The following is a 23,316-nucleotide window of genomic DNA, read 5'->3' as shown; positions in this document are numbered from 1 at the left end:
AACGTGCGCCACCTCTTCCAAGTCTCCGCAGTTGTGCTGGCTCTTGTGGGAGCGCTGGCTGCTTGGCGGACCGCCGAGACAGCGGCGAAATCCAAGACTTTCGTCGCATTTGATCGATTCGGTTCGGGCTGCGGAATCATGTTGCCGCGGCGAAGCACCGAGGAGGAACGCGAAGCGGCGAAGCTCATTGCCGAAACGCTCGCCCGGAGCGTCGGAACATCCGCGCGTCGTTTTCCAATCGTCGAGGAGTCCACTCTCGAAACGTCGCCGCGACGCGCGATTTACGTGGGCCGCACCCGCCGTGCTGGACTTTCGAAGCCGATCGCCGGCACTGAGATCGAGCGCCCGGTCGCATTCTCGATCGACGCCGATTGCGTCGTCGTGCGCAGTCTGCATCGCGGTGACATCTGCGCGGCCGCGAGCGCTTTTCTAGAGCATGCAGTGGGCGCGCGTTGGTTCATGCCCGGCGAATTAGGCGCAGAGGTCCGACGTCAGCGCTCGCTGACGCTTTCGCCGCGAGAGTTCGTCGTCATTCCCGGCTACAGTTCCCGTCTCCTGGGTGGTGCTAACAAAGGCCCGAACGGGCATTCATGGACTCGGGCGAACCGATTGGTGAATTGGCTGTCCTCCGGGCACACGGCAGCTGAGTTCACGACAGAAAAAGCATTGGCGGACCACCCGGATTTCGCGCCGGTTATCAACGGGGCCCGGGTCAAATGGTCGGCGCGTTCGGTCGGCCTCTGGCAACCCAATCTCCTGGCGCCGGCATTCGCGGACTTTGTGGCTCGGGAGATCAATCGCCGTTTTGCCGCTTCGCCCCATCTGCCGGCCGTGCAGTTTGGCCTTAACGACGCGAACCGCTTCGATCAGTCGGCGGCGACGCTGAACACCGTGTCTCCCGTGCAGTATTTCCGCGGCCGCCCAAACTACTCGGAGCTGTTCTATCGATTCCTGAACGAGGTCGCCGCCGACGTGGCGCGCGAGCACCCCGACCGCTTCGTTTCGACCTACGCCTACTACTGGACCGAGAATGCGCCGTCTTTCCGGGTGGCGTCGAATGTTGTGCCTTACCTCACGGCTGATCGCAGCATGTGGTGCGACCCCGCGTTCGCGCAGGAGGATCGCGCGTTGATCGCTCGCTGGGGTCGTGCGGGCCCCAAGTTTATTGCCCTCTATGACTATCTCTACGGAGCGCCGTTCTTTGTTCCTCGACCGACGTTGTGGGCCGTCACGGAGCCGATCCCGTATGCGTGGGAGCAAGGTGCTCGAGCCTACTATGCCGAGATGACACCGAATTGGGCTCTCGACGGGCCCAAACCTTGGCTGAGTGGGCAGCTCCTGTGGGACCCGAAGTTGAACCCGCAAACGCTGCTCGACGAATACTACGCGCGCTTTTGGAAGCAAGCTGCTGGCCCCATGCGGGCCTTCTACGAACTCTGCGATGAGCAGTGGAAAAATCAGCCGCGCCCGCTGCGCTGGGTCAAATATCTCAAGGACGAGGACCAACGCCGCCTCTTTCCGCCAGAGGTGCGCGAGCGGTTGCGTGGATTACTGCAAGACGCGGCTGCCGCCGCCGAAACGAACGTCGTCCGCGAACGCGTGCGCTTTGTGTCTGAGGCATTCAAGGTCTCTGAAGTGTTCTGCGAGCACGACGAGGCGCGAGAAGAGGTCAGTCGACTCGTGTTTTCGGGGGCAGCATCTGTTGACGCACTTCAAAACGCGTTTGTGCGCTACACTGCGGCGCGCGAGGCGCTCGTCGCGCAGTTCAAATCCCTCAAAGCCCGCGAGCCACTTGCCATCCAATCTGACTTGGAGATCTATCTGCTTAACGATCCTCGTCCCAAGATTGTTGGAGCATTGGCCGCGAAAGGCGCCCTCGCGCAGATCGAGCCACGGTCCATCGCTCCGTTATTCGAGGGCGTGGGCCCCACAGTTGCGGAGTTGGCCGCATCCGGCCGCGAGTGCCTGCTCGACCCCCAATTGCGCAACGTGACGATTTCCGCGAGTCATCCCTTTGCCTTCACCGACTGGGGGCGGCCGACCTGGCAGGGACGAACCGAGCCGGCGGATACGCGCGAGGTTTCGCTCCTGACGAACGCGGACGGCAGCAAGCGTGTGCGTTACGTGGGGTGTATGCAGGAAAGCCTCTCGCAGTGGGTGGCGGCTACGCCGGGCCGCCTCTATCGAGCAACGGTGCGCACAAAAGGCCGAGTAAGTTCCGGTTCCGTCGTGATGCTCTCGGTGGCATTTCTGGATGGGAAGAACGAGCGCGTCGGCCGAATCCATGTCGATCGGTTGCCGGTGGGGGAGTGGCGCGACGGCGTAACGCTCGAGATCATCGTGCGCGCGCCCGCGAAGGCGGCTTGGGTGGGAATGTCTCCCAGTGTCTACACCCAGTTGCCCGGCGACTGGCTGGAATTCGATCGGCTATCCCTGCGGGAGATCGATTTCTTGATTTCCCGCTAAAGTTCGGCGCCCGAGGGCCGATAGGCGGGCATGCCCGTTAGCATGATCGTTTCCTGTCTCCTCGTTGCGGCTTTCGCCCTGGCGATGTGGCCCAGGACCGCAGACGAGTGAGCGAGGAGCATTTCGCCGCCGCCCGGAGAACCTCCGGACGGGCGTGGGGTATTTCAGTAGGGTATTTTAAAAGAGTTTTTCAACGTGCGCCTTTGACGAAACCGGCGGCATGACAAAGCTACCGATGTGCTCACGCCGAGTCTCATCGTCAGCATTGCCATGGTGCTCGTCTTGGTTCTGGCCGCTGTCGTGGTGACCGACAGCTCAAGCGAGAAGCGGTAAGCCTTGGTTCGCCTCTCAAAGTGCACCGTTGATGTGGTGCACGTGGGCGCGTTGCTCGGCACGCTTAATGAGGTCGCGAAGAAGGGCCGAAGGTGTGCTCGCGCGCGATGGGGCCGCCGTCGCCCACCGCCCTTCTCAGTCCCGTCTTGGACCGACCCCAAGTGCGATTTCTCTTCGGTGGCTGGGTGCGTTTTTCCATCGTCCCAGGAGCGATCCATCGACGGCGGCTTCCCTGTCCGCGGTTGAGAAAAAAGACCCCGAGGCTTGCGGCCTCGGGGTCGGGAGGGGAGCGGTGATCTTGCGGCGCTCAGTAGCGCAGCGTGATGCTCGCCATCAGCTGGCGGCCGTCCAAGTAGATGTTCGAGGGGAACTGTTTCGAGCCATACGCTTGATAGCGCAGCGCGTTGGTGAGGTTCACGCCTTGGACGGCGATCTGAACGTTCTTCGTGATGTTGTAGTTCAGCGACGCGTCGAGGTCGGCGTAGCCCATCATCACTTGGTTCAGCAGGCCGGTGTTCACGAAGTAGGCGAAACCGGTGACGAAGTCCGAGCGGTAGTTGTAGGCGACGCGGGCCGAGAACGGTCCTTTTTCATACATGCCGATCAGGTTGTAGCTGCGCTTCGAGAGGTTCGTGAGCGGAGCGTTCACCGGCGTGCCGACGCCCGAGACGGTCGTGGGCGTGGAGCTGTCGACGTAGGTGTAGTTGGCTTGGAGGCCAAGGCCGTCGAATGGCGCCGGCAGGTAGTTGAAGAAGTGCTGGAAGCCGAACTCCGTGCCTTTGATCTTCGCGGGGTTCAGGTTCTTCGAGGTGCGGATGAGGTAGCTGACGCCGTCGTAGGTGCGCTGTTCGGAAAAGCTGCCGATGAAACCGGTAACGTCCTTCTGGAAGACGGCGGCGTAGAACACGTCGGACTTGTTCGGGTAGTATTCGATGCCGAGGTCGTAGCTTGTCGCGCGAACGGGCTTGAGGTCCGGGTTGCCTTGCGAACCGGAGTTGAGGTTTGGGTCGACGGGATTGGCGTTGAGTGTCAGCGAGGGCGAGAGCGAGCCGAAGGTCGGGCGCGTGATCGTCTTCGAGACGGCGGCGCGGGCGTAGAGTTTCTCGGTGAGGCGCAGGCGGGCGTTGAAGCTCGGGAGGTAGTCCCAATACTTGCTGGCGAGCTGAAGCGGGACGGCGGTCGCAGCGGTCGCGCCCTTGTAGCCCTTGAGGTCTTCCTTGGTCTGGACGGCGCGGAGGCCGACGTTGCCGTCGAGTTGGTAGCCGGCGACCTTGGTCGAGAATTGCGGCATCAGGTAGAAGGCGGTCGTCGTCTCCTTGATGTCGTAGAGGCTGAGCGGATTCACCGTGGCGGAGGTGTCCGGCGTGTTGGTGGCATTGTAGGCTTTGTAGAGCGCGTTGGCGTCGCGCATGTAGGCCGTGTCCGACGCCCAGAATTGCTGGATCTGCGGCTGGCTGTAGCCGGAGAACATGTTCTGGATCGGGGAGGGGTGCCACAGGTTGGGATACTGGCTGAGCAGATTCGCCGAGGACGGGATGGAGAACGAACCGAGGAAGAGGCCGGTCGGCAGGTTGTCGCTCGTGGTCGTCGCGTAGCGGAAGCCGCCGAGCAGTTTCGAGAAGATGCCTTTGGCGAAGTTGTATTCGCCGTCGACGCGGCCGGACTTGCCGACCGTGTTGGAGGGGAAGAGGCGGTAGTTGACCGCGTTGAGGCGGTAGACGCTCGGATCCATGAGGCTCACGCCGGAGACGGAAATCGACGGGATTTCGCCGCCGAGGTCGTAGGTTAGGGAGGGGATCGAGACCGATGCGAAAACGAGGTTGTTGTAGAAGCGGTTCGAGCTGGTGTAGCGCGCGGCGTCGAAATTGAGCGTGAAGTCGCCGGTGGTGAATTTGCCGCCGGCGTTATACATCGAGAGCTTGTTCTGCAGGTCGCGGATCAGGCCGTAGGCGGTGGCCGTGGTGTTGACGAACGTGGCCTTCTGCACCGCGGTCGTGCTGCCGCTGAACATCGTCGTGGAGCCAGCGAGCACGTTGGCGACGGGATGCGAGGTGCTGAATTGGACCGTGTCCTGGATGTTGCGCCATTTGTTCGGGTTGTAGCCGGCGTAGAGCGAGAGGTTCTTCGTGGGCTGCCACTGGAAGACGAGGTTGTAGCCCTGGGTCTTGAACTCGCCGTAGGCGGAGCTGTTGGTGTAGCCGCCGGAGGTCAGCGCAGTGGAGGAGACGTTGGCGTTGGGCGTGGGATTGCCGACGCCGATCGCGTCTTCGCGCCACGGCGTGGTGATGTTGCTCACGGCGACGAGCACGCCGATCTTGCCGAACTCGGTCTTCTGGGAGGCGTTGGCGAAGATGTTGTAGTTCTGCGCCGTGTCGTCTTTCAGCGTCGAGTAAGCGGTGCCGACGGTGAGGCCGGCGCCGAAGCCTTCGGCAAAGTCGAAGGGCTTGCGCATGCGGACGTCGACCAAGCCGCCGAGGCCGCCGTCGATTTGGTTGGCGGCGGAGGTCTTGTAGACGTCGATGCCGGCGATGAGCGCGGAGGGGATTTGCGAGTAGTCGAACGTGCGCTGGCCGGTGCCGACGCCGGCGGTGCCGTTGGCGATGCCGCCGGGCGTGATGACCTCGCGGCCATCGAGGGTGTTCACGATTTGATTGAGGCCGTGGATAGTGACGGCGCCGTTGCCGCCGAGGCCCGAGAACGTGTGGGCTAGTTGCACACCGGGGATGCGGGAGAGCGCGTAGGAGACGTTGATGTCGGGGAGCTTGTCGATGTCCGTCGCGACGATCGAGTCGACGAGCTGCAGGTTCGATTGCTTGATTTCAGCCGCCGAAGCTAGGGCGGCGCGCAGGCCGGTGACCTTGTATTCCTGAAGTTGAACGACCTTGTCGTCCTTGGCGGCGGGAGCGGACTGCTCCTTGGGCTCGGCGGGCGCAAGCTGGGCTGAGGCAGGCAGCAGCGAGGCCAGGAGGAGGGAAGCAGCGGCTACCCTCCGGATGAATGACGGGGTGGTTTGCATATGACGAATACCACTGACTTGGACCGTGGCACGACCCAGGTTTCGTGGTGGTGGTTCGGGTTTTTGGGCTGGGGTTGAGCGGGCCGGGGGGAGCCCATCAAAAATCCAAAACGAGCGAGAAATCGTGCGATCAGCGCGGAGGTGATGCGGATTGGCGACCGAGGTCACCGAATCGGCAGGGGTGGGGCATGCGCGGACGATAGCTGACTATCTCGGCAGGAACTACCGCCAGACTGCGGAGAATATGCGGGATACTAAGCTCCCACAGGGCCGCGACCCGGTCCAGGCGGGCCGCGGCCGCCGCCGGTCCCCGACGTTACGCCAGCGCCGATCCCAAGCGCTGCACGAATTGCGGATAGGCGAAAAACGTCACGCGCGCCGCGATCGCGTCGGCGCTGCGCGGATGATAAACCAAATCGGCGACCGCGAGCGCGATCTGCTCGGTGTTGCCGTATTCCACGACCGCGCCGACGTCGTCGTCGACTACCTCCGGCGCACCGCCTGCGCGCGCGGCGAGGCACGGTTTGCCGTAGCTCATGGCCTCGAGATAGACGAGGCCGAAGCCCTCCTTGCGGCTCGGCAGCGCGAACAGGTCGCACGCTTCGTATTCGGCGCGCAGTGCGGCGTCGTCGATCGGGCCGAGGAAAACGATCGATGCCCCCGCGTCCCGCTCACGCGCGAGAGCCTCGAGCCGCGGGCGCGCGTCGCCGCCGCCGACGATTCGCAGTTGCGCGTGCGGAAATTGCCGGACGATGGCGGGCATCGCTTCAATCATAAGATCCACGCCCTTGTAGGGATCGATGGTCGAGAGTCGCGAAACGACGAGGATGCGCGGATGGGCGTCCGCATCCGTCGTTGCGGCTTGGAGCGCAGGCTTGAAGCCGGGGTCGAACGTGTTCGGCAGCACGATGAGTTTGTCGGGCGCGAGCGACGGATCGAAGCGAAGCATCTGGCGTCGCGTATACTCGCTCACGCAGAGAATCCGGTGCGCTCCGCGCAGCGCGGCGCGCTCGAGCAAGGTGTAGGGCCGCCACACCTCGATGCCGTGGGCGATCAGGATGTAGTTGAGGCGCGGATTGAGGATCTTCGCCATCCGCGCGATCAACAGCTGGTGCAGGTGGCCGCACACGATCCGTTGGCAGGAGAAAGCGCGGACTATCACCACGAACAGGAAACCGAACCGGCTGCGCTCGCAGTTTTCGACCCGGGCTTTCCGGCCGCCGAGCAGCGTGGCCACTCGTGCGGAGGTGTCGCCTGAGTCCATCATCGCGACGCACTCCACGGAGTCACCCGGGTCGGCGAGGTCGCACAGCGCGCGCAGGTATTGGCGCATGATGCGAGCGATGCCGCCCTCCGCGTGGAAGAGATCGGGACAGATGAGGAGCGTCTTCATGGGCGCACCTCCGGGCGGTTCGCGAATGCGATCAGGATGGCGAGCGTCCACACGCGGCCCCAATTCGCGTCGTCGCGACCCGTGTCGAACTGCACCCATTCGCGCTGCGCGGTCGCGGTATTCAGCCACGGACAGCGTGCAAGCGACGACGCGGAGAAAGTCTCCGCGAGGAACGGCCGGAGTTGGGCGCGCATCCAGATCGGGTAGGGCAGGGTGAAGCCGCGCTTGCGTCGCGTGCGGATGGCCTCCGGCACGCAATCGGCCACGGCGTCCGCGAGCGCGGATTTCGGCCGCTTGGGGTCGAAGCGAAATTCCCTCGGCTGATTCCACCACCACTCGACGAACGTGCGATCGACGAAGGGCACGCGCAATTCCAGCGAGTTCGCCATCGAGAACACATCGCTGTCGCGCAGCAGGACGTCGGTCATGTAGGTGCGCATTTCCCACGCGCTCACGATCTGGACCGGGTCGGCGCCGAGCAGGTCGAACACAAAGTCGTCGAGCATCGGGTGCGTCGCGCCCTGGCGCACGGCGAGGCGGCGCGCCTCCGGCGAAAGCAGTTCCAAGCGGACGGATTCCGAGAGCACCCGGCGGCGCAGCGCGCACAGCTCGTGCAGGTCGCGCGCGTTCTCGAGGAAGTCCGCGAGTTTGCGCGACCACGTGCCGCGGCGGCGCAGCGGCGCGACGAGTCGCAAGCGCACTTGCTCGGGCAGCTGCCGCCACGCGGGCAGCAACTTGGCCAGTCGCGGCATGTCTGTGAACGAGGGGTAACCGCCGAACAGCTCATCGCCGCCCAAGCCCGACAACGCGACTTTCACGCCGCCCGCCTGCGCCGCGCGGCTCACGTAGTAGGTGTTGATGCCGTCGCCCGTCGGTTGATCGAACAGATCGAGAATGCGCGGCATGTCGGCGGCGATGCGATCGCCGGTCAGCACCTCTTCGTGGTGTTCCGTGCCGATCTCGCGCGCGGCCAGACGTGCCTGTGCGGCCTCGGAATAGTCCGCTTCGTCGAAGACGAGGGAAAAGGTCTTCAGTCGTCCGCCGCCGGTTTTCGACATCAGGGCTACGATTGCCGTCGAATCCAACCCGCCGGAAAGGAACGCGCCCACCGGCACGTCAGCGAGGCGATGCGCGCGGATCGTGTCGTCGAGGCGCTCGCGCAATTCGCCGACGAACTGCTGATACGTGCCTTTCGGCGCGGCGTGATGCGCGGCGGGCAAACGCCACCACTTGTTGACGCGGCAACGCCCCTCGCGGTCGACGATCAGCGAGTGACCCGGCGGAAGATTGGAGATGCCGCGATAAATCGTGCGCGGCGCCGGCACTGCGAACCAAGCGAGGAAATCGCCCACCGCGACCGGGTCGATCTCGCGCTCCATCAGGTTGCTCGCGAGCAGCGCGTTGAGCTCCGAAGCGAAGATGAAAGTGTCGTCGGCGCGCCGCGCGTAGTAGAGTGGCTTGATGCCGAGCGAATCGCGCGCGACGAAAAGCCGCTGGTGCAACCGATCCCACACCGCGAAGGCGAACATGCCGCGGAGGTGATGCACGCAGTAGTCTCCGTAGCGTTCGTAGGCGGCGAGCAGGACCTCGGTGTCGCACTCCGTGTGGAATTGTGCGCCGCTTCCGGCCAGACGCTCGCGGAGTTCGCGGAAGTTGTAGATCGCGCCGTTGAAAACCAGGCTGAACCGCCCGTCGGCGCTCACCATCGGCTGGTGGCCGTGCGCGGGATCGAAGATCGCGAGCCGGCACATGCCGATCGTGGCGGGGCCGTCCGAGGCCAGGCCGTCGTCGTCGGGGCCGCGGAGGCGTTGGCGCGCGACCATGCGTCGGACGGCGTCCTCACGCCGCCCGGGGTCCAATACAGGGCTGAGGACTCCGGCTATGCCGCACATTCCCGCCGAGCAGACCAGAGCGCGGGGAGGGGACAAGCCAATCCTGCGTCGGAGCGATGCCGCCTCGCGCATTGCATGGAGATGGCCTGGTTTTGTTGTTTTCGTTGACAGACAAAAACAGGCCTCCATTTGTCGTCAGCGAAATCATGCCGGATGCGCCCCAATTCGACTTTTCCGTGTTGCGCACGCTGCGCGAGCAGCGCGAGCTCACGCTGGCCCAGCTCTCGGAAGCCTCCGGTGTCTCGGTGGCGGTGATCTCGAAACTCGAGCGCAATCAGCAATCCGCCGAACTGGAGACGCTCTTCCGTTTGGCGCGCGCGTTCGGGCTGAGTGCGACGGACCTCCTTGCGATGGCCGAGTCGCAACTGGCCCATCGCACGGCCGAGAAAACCTACCGTTCGGGCGAGTTCAAATTCCGGCAGATCAAATACGCGAACGTCGTCGGCCTTCTTGGCACCGCGCCGAAGGGCGCGAAGGTCTCGCGGCCCGAGATCCATCACGACGACACCGAGGTGTGTTGGGTCACCGAGGGCAAGCTGCGCCTCATGCTGCCGCACGAGACGTGCGTGATCGAGGCAGGCGAGAGCATCCAATTCGACGCGATCCAGCAACACACCTACGAGGCGCTCGCCGACTCGCAGTTCGTTATTCTCCACCTCCGCAAAGACAAACGCTACTGAGCCGCGCTCCCGCATTCCATCCGATGCAAATCGACTCCACCCTCCAACCCGCTGCGCTCGCCTCGGCGCTGACGCGCTTCTGGCAACTCTCCGGCGCGAAGATCGATTCCATTTTCCGCAGCTACGATCCCGCGAAGGGCTCACCCGTCTTCACGGTCGCTGGCAAATACACCGCGCGCGGCTGGACCGAGTGGACCGAGGGTTTCAACTACGGCTCCGGCTTCCTTCAGTTCGATGCGACCGGCGAAAAACACTTCGCCGACGCCGCGCAGAAACTCACCGTCGAGCGCATGGCCTCGCACGTCTCGCACGTCGGCGTGCACGACCACGGCTTCAACAATCTCTCGACTTTCGGCAACTGGCTGCGCCTCCAACACGAGGGCAAGCTCCCTGCCTCGCACATCGATTTCTGCGAGCTCGCGCTGAAAACCTCCGGCGCCGTCCAAGCCGCGCGCTGGTCCACGATCCACGGCGGCGGCGGTTACATCTACTCGTTCAACGGCCCGCACTCGCTCTTCGTCGATACGATCCGCTCCGTCCGCATCCTCATGGTCGCGCATCGCCTCGGTCACCGCCTCATGGGCGAAAACGACGCCGCGCACTCGCTGCTCGACCGCGGCCTGCAGCACATCGACGCCACCGCGAAGTTCTCCATCTACTACGGCGAAGGACGCGACAGCTACGACGTCCCGGCCGAGCGCGGCCGCACGACGCACGAAGCTGTCTTCAACCGCAACGACGGCCGCTTCCGCTGCCCGAATTCGCAGCAAGGTTTCTCCGGTTTCACGACGTGGACGCGCGGTCTCGCGTGGGCGATGGTGGGTTTCGCCGAAGAGCTCGAATTCCTGAAAACGCTCAGCGACGCCGAACTCGCGCCGCTCGGCGGCCGCGCGAAATGGGAAGCGGTCCTCCTCAAAGGCGCGCGCGCGACCTGCGACTGGTTCATCGCCAACACCGCCAGCGACGGCATCCCGTATTGGGATGGCGGCGCGCCGCACCTGCACCGCCTCGGCGACTGGCGTTCGCGCCCGGCCGAGCCGTTCAATGACTTCGAGCCCGTCGACTCCTCCGCCGCCGCGATCGGCGCGCAAGGCCTGCTCCGCCTCGGTCGCTACCTCGGCGAAACCGGCGACGGCAAAACCTACTGGCAGGCCGGTCTCACGACGATGCGCACGCTCCTCAGCGACGCCTATCTCGCCACCGCGCCCGACCACCAAGGTCTGCTCGTCCACACCGTCTATCACCGCCCGAACGGCTGGGACTACATCCCGCCGGGCAAGAAGGTGCCGTGCGGCGAAGCCTGCCAGTGGGGCGACTACCACCTCCGCGAAGCTGCTCTCTACCTCCAGCGCGTGATCGAAGCGAAGCCCTACTACACCTTCTTCGGCTGCCTGAAGTGATCGAACTTCGACACAGAGGAGAGGCGGAGAACCACAGAGCGCACAGAGCATTACGAAACAGTTCTCCGTGACCTCTGTGCCACCTCTTCCGCCTCTGTGACCAAATCCTGCTCGAGATGAACGCCGCTCCGCTTCCCGATTTCTCCCGTCTCTGCATCCACACGATCACCACCAAACCGTGGCCGATCGAGACCGCCGCCGCGAAGTTCTCCGCCGCTGGCGTGAAAGGCATCACGGTCTGGCGCGACACGCTCGCCGGACGCGACATCGCTGCCACCGGAAAAATGCTGCGCGATCACGATCTCAGCATCGTCTCGCTCTGCCGCGGTGGCTTTTTCCCCGCACTCACCGCCGCCGACCGCGCCAAGGCCCTCGACGAAAACCGCCGCGCCATCGCCGAGGCGCACGCGCTCGGCGCGCCGCTCATCGTGCTCGTCTGCGGCGCCACGCCCGGCCAATCGCTCGTCGAGTCGCGCAAGCAAATCACCGACGGCATCGCCGCGCTCCTGCCCGAGTGTCAGGCCGCCGGCGTGAAGCTTGCCATCGAGCCGCTGCACCCGATGTATGCCGGCGACCGTTCCGCCGTGAACACGCTCGGCCAGGCCAACGACATGGTGGAGCAACTCCGCTCGCCCTACGTCGGCGTCGCGGTCGACGTTTACCATCTCTGGTGGGACCCGGCGCTCGAGCGCGAGATAGCCCGCTGCGGCAAACTCGGCGCGCTCTTCGCGTATCACGTCTGCGATTGGCGCACGCCGACCGTGGACATGCTCAACGACCGCGGCCTCATGGGCGAAGGCTGCATCCCGCTCCGCCAAATCCGCGCGTGGGTCGAGGCGACCGGCTACCGCGGCTTCAACGAAGTCGAAGTCTTCTCCACGCGCCTCTGGGCCACCGATCAGGACGACTACCTCAAGAAAATCGTCCAAGCCCACCGCGACCACGTCTGAGCGCACTTCGCGCGCAAGGGACAAGACACAAGTGACAAGTTTCAAGATTCCGGCGCCCACTTCTCTCAACTCTCAACCCTCAGCTCTCAACTTTATGAAAGTCCACACCCTCGGCATCATCATGAACGGCGTCACCGGACGCATGGGCACCAACCAGCACCTCATCCGCTCCATCAAGGCGATCATCGATCAGGGCGGCGTGAAGCTATCCGACTCCGAAGTCATCGTGCCCGATCCCGTGCTCGTCGGTCGCAGCGCGGAGAAACTCCAGGCGCTCGCCGCCCGCACCGGCGTGAAACGCATCTCCACCAACCTCGACGCTGAGCTCGCGAACCCCGCGAACCAGATCTACTTCGACGCCACGCTCACCGGCCAGCGCCCCATCGGCGTTCGCAAGGCCATCGCCGCGAAGAAACACATCTACTGCGAAAAGCCCACCGCCACCACGTCCGCCGAAGCGCTCGCACTCGCCAAGGAAGTCACCGCCGCCGGCCTCAAGAACGGCGTCGTGCAGGACAAACTCTGGCTGCCCGGCCTCGTGAAATTGAAGTGGCTCATGGACCAGGGCTTCTTCGGCAAAATCCTCTCCGTGCGCGGCGAGTTCGGTTACTGGGTCTTCACCGGCGAGCATGAGAAACTCCAGCGCCCGTCGTGGAATTACCGCAAGGAAGACGACGGCGGCATCATCGTCGATATGGTCTGCCACTGGCAGTATGTGATCCAGAATCTCTTCGGCGACATCAAGAGCCTCACCTGCCTCGGCGCCACCCACATCCCGCAGCGCTGGGACGAGGCAGGCAAACCCTACAAGTGCACGGCTGACGACGCCGCCTACGCCACCTTCGAACTCACCAACGGCGTCATTTGCCACTTCAACTCTTCGTGGACGACCCGCGTCGATCGCGACGACCTGCTCACGCTCCACGTCGACGGCACGCACGGCACCGCCGTCGCCGGCCTGCGCGATTGCAAAGCCCAATCCATCGCCGCTACGCCGCGCTGCGTCTGGAATCCCGACATCGACAGCCCGATCAAGTATCGCGACGGCTGGGTGCGTGTGCCCGACCAAGGCGTCTACGACAACGCGTTCAAGGTCGAGTGGGAGCTCTTCCTCAAGCACGTCGTCACCGGCTCGCCGTTCCAGTGGAATCTCTTCGAAGGCGCCAAGGGCGTCCAACTCGCCGAGCTCGCCCTCAAGTCCTGGGCTGAGCGCAAGTGGGTCGACGTGCCGGCGCTCAAGTGAGCGCGCGGCAGCAATCAGCTTTCAGCTCTCAGCTGTCAGCCAACCCAACTGTGATCTTCCATTGTCCAAAGCTGAAAGCTGACCGCTGACAGCTGATCGCTATGAAAAAAATCGCTCTCGTCACCGGCGGCTCGCGCGGCATCGGCTTCGGCATCGCCGAAAAACTCGCGGCCGAAAAATGGGACCTCGTCATCAATGGCATGCGCCCCGAAGACCAAGTTACCGAGCCGCTCGCTGTGCTCGCGAAACACGGCGTGCGCGTCACTTACGCGCGCGGCGACGTCGGTTCCGCCGATGGCCGCGCGGCCATCCTCGCCGTCTGCCGCGAGTTCACTGGCGGCCGCGCGCTGAATCTCCTCGTCAACAACGCCGGCGTCGCGCCCAAGGTCCGCGCCGACCTCCTCGAGACCTCCGAGGAAAGCTACGACTACGTGATGAACACCAACCTCCGCGGCGTGTTCTTCCTCACGCAGGCGATCGCGCGCGACATGGTGGCCGCGAAGAAAGCCGACGCCGCGTTCAGCGCCGCGATTGTCACCGTCAGCTCCGTCTCCGCGACGATGGCGAGCATCAACCGCGGCGAATACTGCATCGCCAAGGCCGGCCTCGCGATGCTCAACGAGCTGTTCGCCGCGCGCCTCGGCGCCGACGGCATCCCGTCCTACGAGATCCGCCCGGGCGTGATCAAAACCGACATGACCGCGGCCGTAACCGAGAAATACGACAAGCTCATCGCCGGCGGCGCGTTCGTGCAGCCGCGCTGGGGCTTCCCGGACGACGTCGGCCGCGCCGTGGCCGCGCTCGCGCGCGGCGATTTTCCATATTCCACCGGGCAGGTTATCCTCGTCGACGGCGGCCTGACCATTCCGCGGCTCTGACGCTGCGCGTTTCGCCTCGCTCAGCGCACCGTCGGCAGTCGGCGCGCGACGGCCTGCGCGCGCAGGCAAAGCTCGGCCGCGGCGAACGTGTGCTCCTGCGTCATCGCGCGCTCCGTGCGGTTCAGGCAGTCGAGGGTGAGTTCACCGAAGAAACGATAGCCCACCTTGCCGTCGACCGGGAGATGATGCTCCCCGCGCTCGTCGACGAGGTAGACTTGGTTGCCCACCGCGTCGCGCGCGACGTCGATGTATTTGCGCAGCTCGATGTAGCCGCGCGTGCCGAGGATGAAATTGCGTCCGTCGCCCCAGGTGCCGAGGCCGTCCGGAGTGAACCAGTCGACGCGCACGAAGTTCGTCGCGCCGTTGTCGCCGGCGAGCGAGGCCTCGCCGTAGTCTTCGAGTTCCGGCGTTTCCGGATGCGCGTGGTTTGCGACGGCAGCATGTGTCACTTCGGCGGTGCGTGCTCCCGACCAGGTGAGGAACTGCTCGAACTGGTGTGAGCCGATGTCGCAGAGGATGCCGCCGTATTTCGCCTTTTCGAAAAACCAAGCCGGTCGCCCTGCCTTGCCGAGACGATGCGGCCCGAGGCCGATCACCTGTAGAACTTTGCCGATCGCGCCGCGCGCGATGAGATCCGTCGCGTGCATCGCGGCTTCGTTGTGGAGCCGCTCGCTGAAATAGACCGCATACTTGCGCCCGGTCTCGGCGACCACCTGCCGTGCGTCGGCAAGTTGCGCGAGCGTCGTGAAGGGCGTCTTGTCGGTGAAGTAGTCCTTGCCGGCGCGCATCACGCGGCCTCCGAGCGGGCCGCGTTCGCAGGGCACAGCCGCGGCGGCGACGAGACGGACAGCACCATCCTCGAGGATCTCGTCGAGCGAGCGCGCGATCCGCGCTGTCGGGTGTTGGGCTTGCAGAGCCGCGGCGCGTTGCGCGTCGGGATCGTAGATCCACTTCAGCTGCGCCCCGGCAGCGACGAGGCCTTCGCATTGCCCGAAGATGTGGCCGTGATCGAGATGCGCCGCGGCGAACACGAAGTCGTCGCCCGCGACGACCGGGCGCGGCTTTTCTCCGGGGAGCAAATCGGACGGGGCAGGGGAGCGGGTCATCGCGTGCAAGCAGAAGCGCCGCGGGGCGCGGCGGCAACTGTCGCGTGATCTTCGCCGCTCGGTTTTCGCGCGCGAGCCTGGCGATTTCGAACTGTCTGAGGCGCGCCTGATTTGTCTGTTTTTTGCGGCAGGTGCAGGAAGCTCTCGCACCTCGCGCACCCCTCCTCACGCGCGATCAGACCCAAGCACTTCGCTTCCCCAGCGAATCGACCCCGCACCCTTATGCTGAACCTACCCTCGAGGCTCCGTTTCGGAGTTCGTTCCCTCGCGCCGGTGATTGCCGTCCTGCTCGCTCCGTCGGGCATGGCACAGCAAGCGGCGCCCGCCGCTGCCGACCGGCAGCCCGACAACCGCAAGCCGATCCCGGTGGAAACGGTGAAGGATACTGCGCGCAAGGAAGACGAGGCCGTCGTGCTCTCGCCGTTCACTGTTACGACGAGCAACGACAAGGGCTATTTCGCGGCCAACACGCTCGCCGGCAGCCGCCTCAACACCAATCTCGCCGACCTCGGCGCATCGATCTCCGTCATCACGAAGCAGCAGATGGAGGACACCGCGTCGACGGACATCAACGACATCTTCCGCTACGAGGTGAACACGGAAGGTTCGCTCACCTACACGCCGGGCACGCAGAGTTTTCGCAATGACGGTGTGCTCGACACCATCGCCGGCGGCACGCAGGGCAACGCCGTCGCGTCCTACACGAACGCCGGTGCGAACCGCGTGCGCGGTCTCGGTTCCCCGAGCGCGGCGATCAACTACTACCCGGCGATTTCGTCGGTGCCGTTCGACGCCTACAACACGCAGTCGGTCGAAATCAGCCGCGGCCCGAACTCGATGCTCTTCGGTCTCGGCAGCCCGGCCGGCATCGCGAATCAGAGCACGGCGTCGGCTTTGCTGAACCGCAACACCACGCAGGTCGCGTTCCGCACCGACCAATACGGTTCGTTCCGCAGCTCGCTGAATTTCAACCAAGGCCTCATCCACGACAAGTTGGCCATCTACGGCGCGGCGCTCTACGACGACCGCCGATTCCAGCGCAAGCCGTCCTTCGACAAGACCGAGCGCTACTACGGCGCGATCACGTTCAAGCCCTTCAGCAAGACGACGATTCGGGCGAACTTCGAGAGCTACGATAACGAGAACCATCGCCCGAACAGCCTCACGCCGCGCGATTACGTCACGCAGTGGAATCTCGCCGGCCAGCCCTATTACGACGCGCCGTCGCACAAGATCTACAGCCTCAAGACCGGCCAGGTCCTCTCGATGATGGTGAACAATTCCGCGAACACCACCTATGCGCAGGCGCTCCGCGACTTCGTGCGCGCCCAACCCGGCTACGACCCCGCCAAGCGCGGCACTTCTGCGACGGCCTTCAACGGCACCGACACGAACTTCACCTTCTACAACGGTCTCAGCATTTTCGGTAACACGAACTGGGGCGTCCCCGCGAATTGGAAAGCCGGCACGACGTCTCCAAACATCCTGTTCGTCCCCGGCATCGGCGAGGTCAACCAGTCCCGCAGCATCATGCAGATCGCGAACGGCCAGCTCGTGAGCTGGTTCCAGCCGACCTACAATTACCGCTATCTGCCGAACTTCGGCGTCGCCGGCAATCCGGCGGGCAACCCCAGCGTCGGTCCCGCTGAGGCCACGATTTGGGCGAACCCGACCCAGTCGGATTACTACACGCGCACTTACACTTCGTCCGCGGGCTGGACCGCCGCGGGCAACGGCATCCTCGCGTCGAGCTACCGCTACCCGAGCGTCACGGACAAATCGATCTACGATTGGACGAACGTGAACATCAACTCGATGAACTTCGGCGTCGCGAACAACAAGAACTACAACGTCGAGCTCGAGCAGGAACTCCCGTGGAACCTCTACGTCAACGCCGGCTGGTTCCGCCAGGATTGGAGCCAGCGCACGAACTACACCGTGGCCCAGCTCAACGTCGCCACGCTGTTCGTCGACACCAACAAGACTCTCCCCGACGGCTCCGCGAATCCTTACTTCGGCAAGCCCTACCTCGAGGACCAGGATCCCGACGCCTACTACAACGCGGAGCTCGACGACCACTATCGCGCGATGCTCGCGTGGACGCCGGACTTCACGCGCAACGCCGGCTGGACCAAATGGCTCGGCAAGCACCAGATCCTCGGCCTGTGGTCGCGCGACGAATACATGTCCACGACCATCCGCCAGCGCCTCGAATACATGTCGAGCACGAGCCAGACGGGTGCCTATCGCTACCTGCGCAACCCGAACAACAATGCCGACGGCACCCCGTCCGGCTGGAATCGCCAGACCACTTCGCTGCGCCGCACCTACTACCTCGCTTCTCCCTCGGATCCGAACGGCGTCGTCACTCGCTCGGCCGGCTACTGGGATTATCTCGACTACAGCGGCACCATTCGCGCCTACGACTACGATCAAAGCGCGTTCATTCCGATCGGCGTCACCACCGCCTTCGACGACTTCGATTCCGGCACCGGCCGCAACCAGCGCATCGTCGATTCCAAGAGCGGTGGCATGACCAGCTACCTCTGGGGCAACCGCCTCATCGCGACCTTCGGTTTCCGTGAGGACAAATACAAGGCGCGCGTCACCAACACCGGTCTCCCCGCCGTCAAGGACTCCGCCGGCAACATCGTCGCCGACGCCATCACCGCCCCGCAGAAGTGGGTCAACGGCGTTTTCCAGCGCGACTTCCTCTTCAATCGCTGGGGCCCCTACGCCGAGCTCACCGGCCGCACCAAGACCCTCGGCGCCGTGCTCCGTCCGTTCCAAGGCTGGGCCAACATCGATCGCCGGGCCGACAACGGCTCGCTGCTCTGGCAGTTCGTCCGCGACTTCGGCATCAGCTTCAACAAATCCGACAACTTCAACCCGCCGTCCTCCGCGCTCGGCGACTTCTACGGCAAGCAGCTCGAAAAGCCCGTCGGCGAAGGCAAGGACATCGGCATCCAGTTCTCGCTCCTCGACAACCGGCTCTTCGCTCGCGTCACGTGGTTCGACGCCTCGAACCTCAACGAGAACATCTCCGCCCCCGTCGTGTTCGGCCGTCTGTCGGGCAACATCGACACGACGCTGTTCCGCAACTGGGCGCGCACGATCTCGCTGATCAATCTCCAGGCGACCCACCCGGGCGACACGCGCTACAACCCGGTCGATTCCACGAACTTTGGCTCCAACCTCAGCACCGCGGAAGAAGCCGAAGTCCAAGCCGCCGCCGCGAAGATCTGGAAGCTGCCCTACGACTATTACAGCACGCTGCCTTACACCACCGGCGCCACGCGCAACGCCAACGCCAAGGGCTTGGAAGCGGAAATCAGCTACAACCCGACCCGCAACTGGACCCTGAAGTTCACCTTCGGCAAACAGGACACCAAATACGCCAGCGTCCTCAAGGAGTTCACGCCGTGGGCCGACGAGCGCATGGCCGTGTGGAAGGCCGCCAAGGCGAGCGACTACTTGCTCCCGCAATACCAGAGCATGGCGACCTATCAGACCAAGAGCGACGGCACCGGCCGCCAGGTGAACCTGACGAACTTCTGGAGTTCCTTCGGCTACAACAGCGCGCTGTTCCCCGAGCAAGCCAACGCGTTCGCCAATCCCGAAGCCAACTGGAACGGCGTCGTCGTCCCGCAACTCACGCTCGACCGCGACCTCCAAGGCCAGTCCGTCCAAGGCCAGCGCAAATACCGCTGGTCGATGGTCAGCAACTACTCGTTCAGCTCCGGCAAGCTCAAGGGCCTCGGCGTCGGCGGCAGCCTCCGCTGGGAAGACAAGGCCGTCATCGGCTACGCCGGCAAGGCCAGCGGCGTGAACCTCTACAACGGCGTGCCCGTCCTCGACTACGCCGACATCACGAAGCCCTACTACGACAAGGAGCACTACTACACCGACCTCTGGGTCAGCTATCGCTTCACGACCTGGAACAACAAGGTCCGCGCCAAGGTGCAGCTCAACGTCGCCAACGTCTTCGAGAACGGCGGCCTCCGCCCGGTCGCAGTCAACTACGACGGTTCGCCGTATTCGTTCCGCATCATCGACCCGCGCCAGTTCACCCTGACGACCACGTTCGACTTCTGAGCGAAGCCGAAAAACAACGTCGAAGCTTTCAGCCCTCCGGTGACCCCGGAGGGCTTTTCATGTTGTTCCCTCATCCCGCTCGGCGGATGCTGGCGCGCCACCGATTCCCATTCGTGCGCCCATGAAGAAACCCGACGCCCCGGTCCTGCGCCCCGAATGGCACTCGCGCCCTGCGCTCGTCTTCACGCTGCTCCTCGCCGCGACCGCGCTCGCCTGGGCCAACTCTTGGAGCGCTCCCTTCGTCTTCGACGACATCCCGTCCATCGTCGAAAACCGCAGCATCCGCGAACTCGCCTCGCTCTCGTGGCTCAACCCGCCGCACACCGCCGGCGAAACCGTGAGCGGGCGCCCGTTGCTCAACTTCACCTTCGCGCTCAACCACGCCGTCAGCGGGCCGGATGTCTGGAGCTACCACGTCCTCAACTGGCTGATTCACGCCTTCGCGGCGCTCACGCTCTGGGCCGTGCTCCGTCGCCTGCCGCCGGTCACGAGCGGCGTCGCGCTCGCGACTGCGCTGCTGTGGACGCTTCATCCGCTGCAAACCGCCGCGGTCACCTACGTCGTGCAACGCGCCGAGTCGCTCGCCGCGCTGTTCACACTGCTGACGGTCTACGGCTTTCTGCGCTCCGTGCGCGGCGATGCGCGCGCGAAGCGATGGCAGGTCGCGGCCGCCATCGCGTGCTTGGCCGGCGTCGCGACCAAGGAAACCGCCGCCGTCGCACCGCTGCTCGTGCTGTTGCTCGACCGCAGTTTCTTTGCCGGCAGTTTCCGCGCCGCGAGGCGGCTCCGGGCGCGATTCTACGCGAGCCTCGCCGCCTCGTGGCTCGTGCTCGCCGTTCTCGTGTGGGCCAATCGTGGTCGCGGCGGATCGGTCGGCAGCGGCGCGGGCGTCGACGTCATCACGTATGGGCTCACGCAAACGTGGGCCGTGGTGCATTACCTTCGTCTTGCGCTTTGGCCCGTGGGACAGGCGTTCGACTACGGAATGTTCACGATCGCCGATGCGGCGACGCTCGCCACGACAAGCGCGATTGTGCTGACGCTGCTCGCAGTGAGCGCGTGGAGCTTTGCCCGCCGCTCCGCCGCCGGGGTGGCCGGCCTCTGCTTCTTCCTGCTGCTCGCACCGACTTCCAGCGTCATCCCGATCGCGACGCAGACCGTGGCCGAGCATCGCATGTATCTCGCGCTCGCCGCGCCGCTGCTGCTGCTCTCCGCTGGCGTCGCCCGTGTGTTCGCGCGGTGGCGGGTGCCCGCCGGAGTCGCGGTCTCCGGCACCGCCGCGCTCGCGACCGTGCTCGGCCTCGCCACGCACGCGCGCAACGAAACCTACCGCACCGCGCGCTCGCTCTGGTCCGACACGACGGCGGTTTGCCCGACGAATCCGCGCGCCCACTACAATCTCGGTTTGGCGCTGCTGGTCGACGGCATGCGTCCCGCGGCCGAGAAGGAATTCCTCGCGGCTGTCGCGTTGCAGCCGGCGCACGCCTACGCGCAGTTTCAGCTCGGCCTGATGGCGATGTCGACCGGCGCGCTCGCCGATGCGCAGACGCGTTTTGCGGCCGCCGTGTCGGCCGATCCCAGTTACGTCGACGCGCGCGTGAACCTGGCGCAGGTGCTCGAGCGGCAGGGCAGGGTGGAGGACGCGGTGGCGCAACTGCGCGCCGCTCTCGCCCCGCAGCCCGCGAACGACATTCGCGTCAGCCTCGCGGGTCTGTTGATCCAGCTCGGTCGTGCGGCCGAGGCCGCTCCGCTCATCGAGCAGGCGCTCGTCGAGCCGCCCGACTTGCCTGAAACACATTTCTACTATGCGCGCATTCGCGAGCGCTCCGGCGACGCCGCGACCGCCGAACGGGAGTTGCGCGTCGCGCTGCGCACCCGGCCGGCCTACGCGGCGGCATCGGTCGCGCTCGGCAATCTCATCGCGCGGCAAGGCCGCTTTGCCGAAGCCATCGACGCGTTTCGCGCCGCGCTCGCGGCGGAGCCCGGGCACTATCAGGCGCGCAACAACCTCGCCAATTGCTACCTCGCGCTGCGCCGTTTTCCCGAGGCGATCGCCGAATACGAACTCATCCTGAAATCCCGGCCGACCGACGCAGCTGTGCGCGCCAATCTCGGCATCGCCCGCTCGATGCTCGCGTCGCCTTGATCGCGTTGAACTGTCCGCCCTCGCGGCGATTGTCGCGCCGCCAGCCAGCCGCTCCCCTTAACCGCCTTCGCCGATGATATCGCGCCGTTTCGCCTTGGTTTGCTGTTTCGCGTTTTCCGCGCTCGTCGCGGCGCGCGGCGAGGAGTCCGACGTGCTGCTCTTTGCCTACTTCACGCAGAACGGAGCCGACGGCTTGCACCTCGCCTGGAGCAACGACGGATTCCGGTGGGAGAAACTCGCGGACGGAGCCAGCGTGCTGCGGCCCACGATCGGCGCGAAGGAGAAGCTCATGCGCGATCCCTCGGTCGCCCGCGGCCCGGATGGCACGTTTCACGTCGTGTGGGCTTCCGGCTGGTGGGAACGCGGCATCGGCTACGCATCCACGAAGGACTTCATCCACTGGAGCACGCCGCGGGAAATTCCCGTGATGGCGCGGGAATCCGCCGCCCGAAATTGCTGGGCTCCTGAGATCGTCTGGGACCCGGACGCCGCCGAGTTTCTGATCCTGTGGGCGACGACGATTCCGGGATGCTTCTCGGCGGGAGCCGAGAGTTCCGAGGACGGCCTCAACCACCGCATCTACTACACCGCGACGAAGGACTTCGCGACCTTCACGCCGGCGCGCGTCCTGTTCGATTTTGGTTTCAGTGCAATCGACGCGACGCTGCTGAAGTCCGGGCGCGACTGGCATCTGTTTTTCAAGGACGAGACGCGCTACCCGCACCCGGCGAAAAATCTCTTGCACGCGACCGGCCCGAGCGCGCGCGGGCCCTTCACGCGCGTTTCGAAACCGTTCTCGCCGGCGAAGCTCTGGACCGAAGGGCCGTCGGTGGTGCGCGTCGGCGGCGAGTATCTGCTCTATTTCGAAGCCTACATCGAAAAACACTACGGCGTCCTGCGCTCGCATGATCTCGAGCATTGGGAGGACGCGACTCGCCAGCTGCGCCTGCCCGATGAAGGCACCCCGCAACGTCCGCGTCATGGCACGGTGATCGCGGTGCCGCGCGAGATCGTCAGGGCGCTGCAACCGTTGAAACTGGCGCCGTAACTTGGAAGCCCGCGATCTCGATCCGGCTATGCACCGTTCGCAGCCCAAACCAGCCTTCGCGCAGCGGTTGCGGATCGGTGAAGTCGAACACCACCACGCCGTCGCGGCTCCAGCGCACGCGCCCCTCGGCCGTGACGTTGATCTCTATCGAGTAGGTGCGATCGGCTTCCAGCAGCGAGCCGCGATCGCGCCGGTCGTGCTCGGGCAACAACGGTTTCGCGCCTTTGCCATCGTAGCGGCGGAACCGCGTGGTCGTGTTCTCATTGCCGCCGCACCCGACGTAGTAGGTCGCGAGACGATCGTAGTCCTCGAATTTGCCGGTGCGCCGCGCGGCGTTCTCCCACAACGGCTCCGGATGCCCCGGATCGCTGGCCATCCAAAAACAGTTCAAGTCCGACACGCGGCTGCGCGCGCTGACCGTCGCGCGATAGCGGATCGTCACCGGTGCCCGGAGCTTCTCGCGAAACCACACGGTGCAGCCGGCGGCATCGTCGATCACGAGTCGCCCGTCCTCGGTGAAGACGCGCCCGCCGGGCATCTGCTCGACGCTCCAGAGCGAAAGTCCGTGCGCGAAGTCGTCCGCGAGCACCACGCGCTCGGCGCCGCGAGCGAGCGTCGCGAGCAACAGCAGCAACGAAACCAGCCGGCGAATTCTCACCCCTGCAGCGAA

At 64.8% G+C, this 23,316-nt stretch carries 14 protein-coding genes; 9 read left to right on the top strand and 5 right to left on the bottom strand.

Annotation, left to right across the window (positions count from 1 at the left end; translation table 11 throughout):
• Nucleotides 1–3: 3 nt before the first annotated feature.
• Nucleotides 4–2,466: a DUF4838 domain-containing protein gene (locus HZA32_14730; protein ID MBI5425331.1), complete on the top strand. Its 2,463-nt coding sequence runs from the start codon at nt 4–6 to the stop codon at nt 2,464–2,466.
• A 640-nt stretch (nt 2,467–3,106) separates the two neighbouring features.
• Here HZA32_14730 and HZA32_14725 read toward each other — a convergent pair.
• The 3 genes from HZA32_14725 to asnB all read right to left on the bottom strand — a co-directional run bounded on the left by HZA32_14725 (nt 3,107) and on the right by asnB (nt 9,067).
• Entirely contained in the window at nt 3,107–5,815 is a 2,709-nt protein-coding gene (locus tag HZA32_14725; protein MBI5425330.1) for a TonB-dependent receptor, read from the bottom strand.
• Nucleotides 5,816–6,131: 316 nt separating this feature from the next.
• Complete coding sequence (locus tag HZA32_14720; protein ID MBI5425329.1) at nt 6,132–7,208, bottom strand: glycosyltransferase family 4 protein; 1,077 nt, start codon at nt 7,206–7,208, stop codon at nt 6,132–6,134.
• The gene (gene asnB / locus HZA32_14715; GenBank protein MBI5425328.1) at nt 7,205–9,067 is read right to left on the bottom strand and encodes an asparagine synthase (glutamine-hydrolyzing); all 1,863 of its coding nucleotides are present in this window, start codon (nt 9,065–9,067) and stop codon (nt 7,205–7,207) included. Before asnB ends, HZA32_14720 begins: the two co-directional genes overlap by 4 nt.
• A 179-nt stretch (nt 9,068–9,246) precedes the next feature.
• Between asnB and HZA32_14710 the strand changes: the two genes are divergently transcribed.
• The 5 genes from HZA32_14710 to HZA32_14690 all read left to right on the top strand — a co-directional run bounded on the left by HZA32_14710 (nt 9,247) and on the right by HZA32_14690 (nt 14,251).
• On the top strand, nt 9,247–9,780 hold the full coding sequence (locus HZA32_14710; protein MBI5425327.1) for a helix-turn-helix transcriptional regulator: 534 nt from the start codon (nt 9,247–9,249) through the stop codon (nt 9,778–9,780).
• A 23-nt stretch (nt 9,781–9,803) separates the two neighbouring features.
• A complete protein-coding gene (locus HZA32_14705) occupies nt 9,804–11,180 on the top strand; it encodes a glycosyl hydrolase (protein ID MBI5425326.1) in 1,377 nt (458 codons plus the stop codon).
• Nucleotides 11,181–11,296: 116 nt separating this feature from the next.
• Nucleotides 11,297–12,130, top strand: a complete 834-nt coding sequence (locus HZA32_14700; protein MBI5425325.1) for a sugar phosphate isomerase/epimerase — start codon at nt 11,297–11,299, stop codon at nt 12,128–12,130.
• 94 nt (nt 12,131–12,224) lie between these two features.
• Nucleotides 12,225–13,373 carry a Gfo/Idh/MocA family oxidoreductase gene (locus HZA32_14695; GenBank protein ID MBI5425324.1) on the top strand — a complete coding sequence of 383 codons (1,149 nt, stop codon included), beginning with the start codon at nt 12,225–12,227 and terminating at the stop codon, nt 13,371–13,373.
• Between the two features lie 101 nt (nt 13,374–13,474).
• The gene (locus HZA32_14690) at nt 13,475–14,251 is read left to right on the top strand and encodes a 3-ketoacyl-ACP reductase (protein MBI5425323.1); all 777 of its coding nucleotides are present in this window, start codon (nt 13,475–13,477) and stop codon (nt 14,249–14,251) included.
• A 20-nt stretch (nt 14,252–14,271) separates the two neighbouring features.
• On the opposite strand, the gene HZA32_14685 is transcribed toward HZA32_14690, so the two are convergent.
• The gene (locus tag HZA32_14685) at nt 14,272–15,357 is read right to left on the bottom strand and encodes a Gfo/Idh/MocA family oxidoreductase (GenBank protein ID MBI5425322.1); all 1,086 of its coding nucleotides are present in this window, start codon (nt 15,355–15,357) and stop codon (nt 14,272–14,274) included.
• Between the two features lie 273 nt (nt 15,358–15,630).
• Between HZA32_14685 and HZA32_14680 the strand changes: the two genes are divergently transcribed.
• The 3 genes from HZA32_14680 (at nt 15,631) to HZA32_14670 (ending at nt 22,646) form a co-directional block, all read left to right on the top strand.
• A complete protein-coding gene (locus tag HZA32_14680) occupies nt 15,631–19,452 on the top strand; it encodes a TonB-dependent receptor plug domain-containing protein (GenBank protein ID MBI5425321.1) in 3,822 nt (1,273 codons plus the stop codon).
• Between the two features lie 121 nt (nt 19,453–19,573).
• Nucleotides 19,574–21,598 (top strand): tetratricopeptide repeat protein, encoded by a 2,025-nt coding sequence (locus HZA32_14675; protein ID MBI5425320.1) that lies wholly within the window; start codon nt 19,574–19,576, stop codon nt 21,596–21,598.
• A gap of 73 nt (nt 21,599–21,671) precedes the next feature.
• Complete coding sequence (locus HZA32_14670; GenBank protein ID MBI5425319.1) at nt 21,672–22,646, top strand: glycoside hydrolase family 43 protein; 975 nt, start codon at nt 21,672–21,674, stop codon at nt 22,644–22,646.
• On the opposite strand, the gene HZA32_14665 is transcribed toward HZA32_14670, so the two are convergent.
• On the bottom strand, nt 22,612–23,304 hold the full coding sequence (locus HZA32_14665) for a hypothetical protein (GenBank protein MBI5425318.1): 693 nt from the start codon (nt 23,302–23,304) through the stop codon (nt 22,612–22,614). The two genes, HZA32_14670 and HZA32_14665, sit on opposite strands and share 35 nt — an antisense overlap.
• Nucleotides 23,305–23,316: the final 12 nt, after the last annotated feature.

It is taken from the genome of Opitutia bacterium, assembly GCA_016217545.1.
Lineage (GTDB): Bacteria > Verrucomicrobiota > Verrucomicrobiia > Opitutales > Opitutaceae > Didemnitutus.
This window is presented reverse-complemented; position numbering and strand designations above follow the sequence as displayed.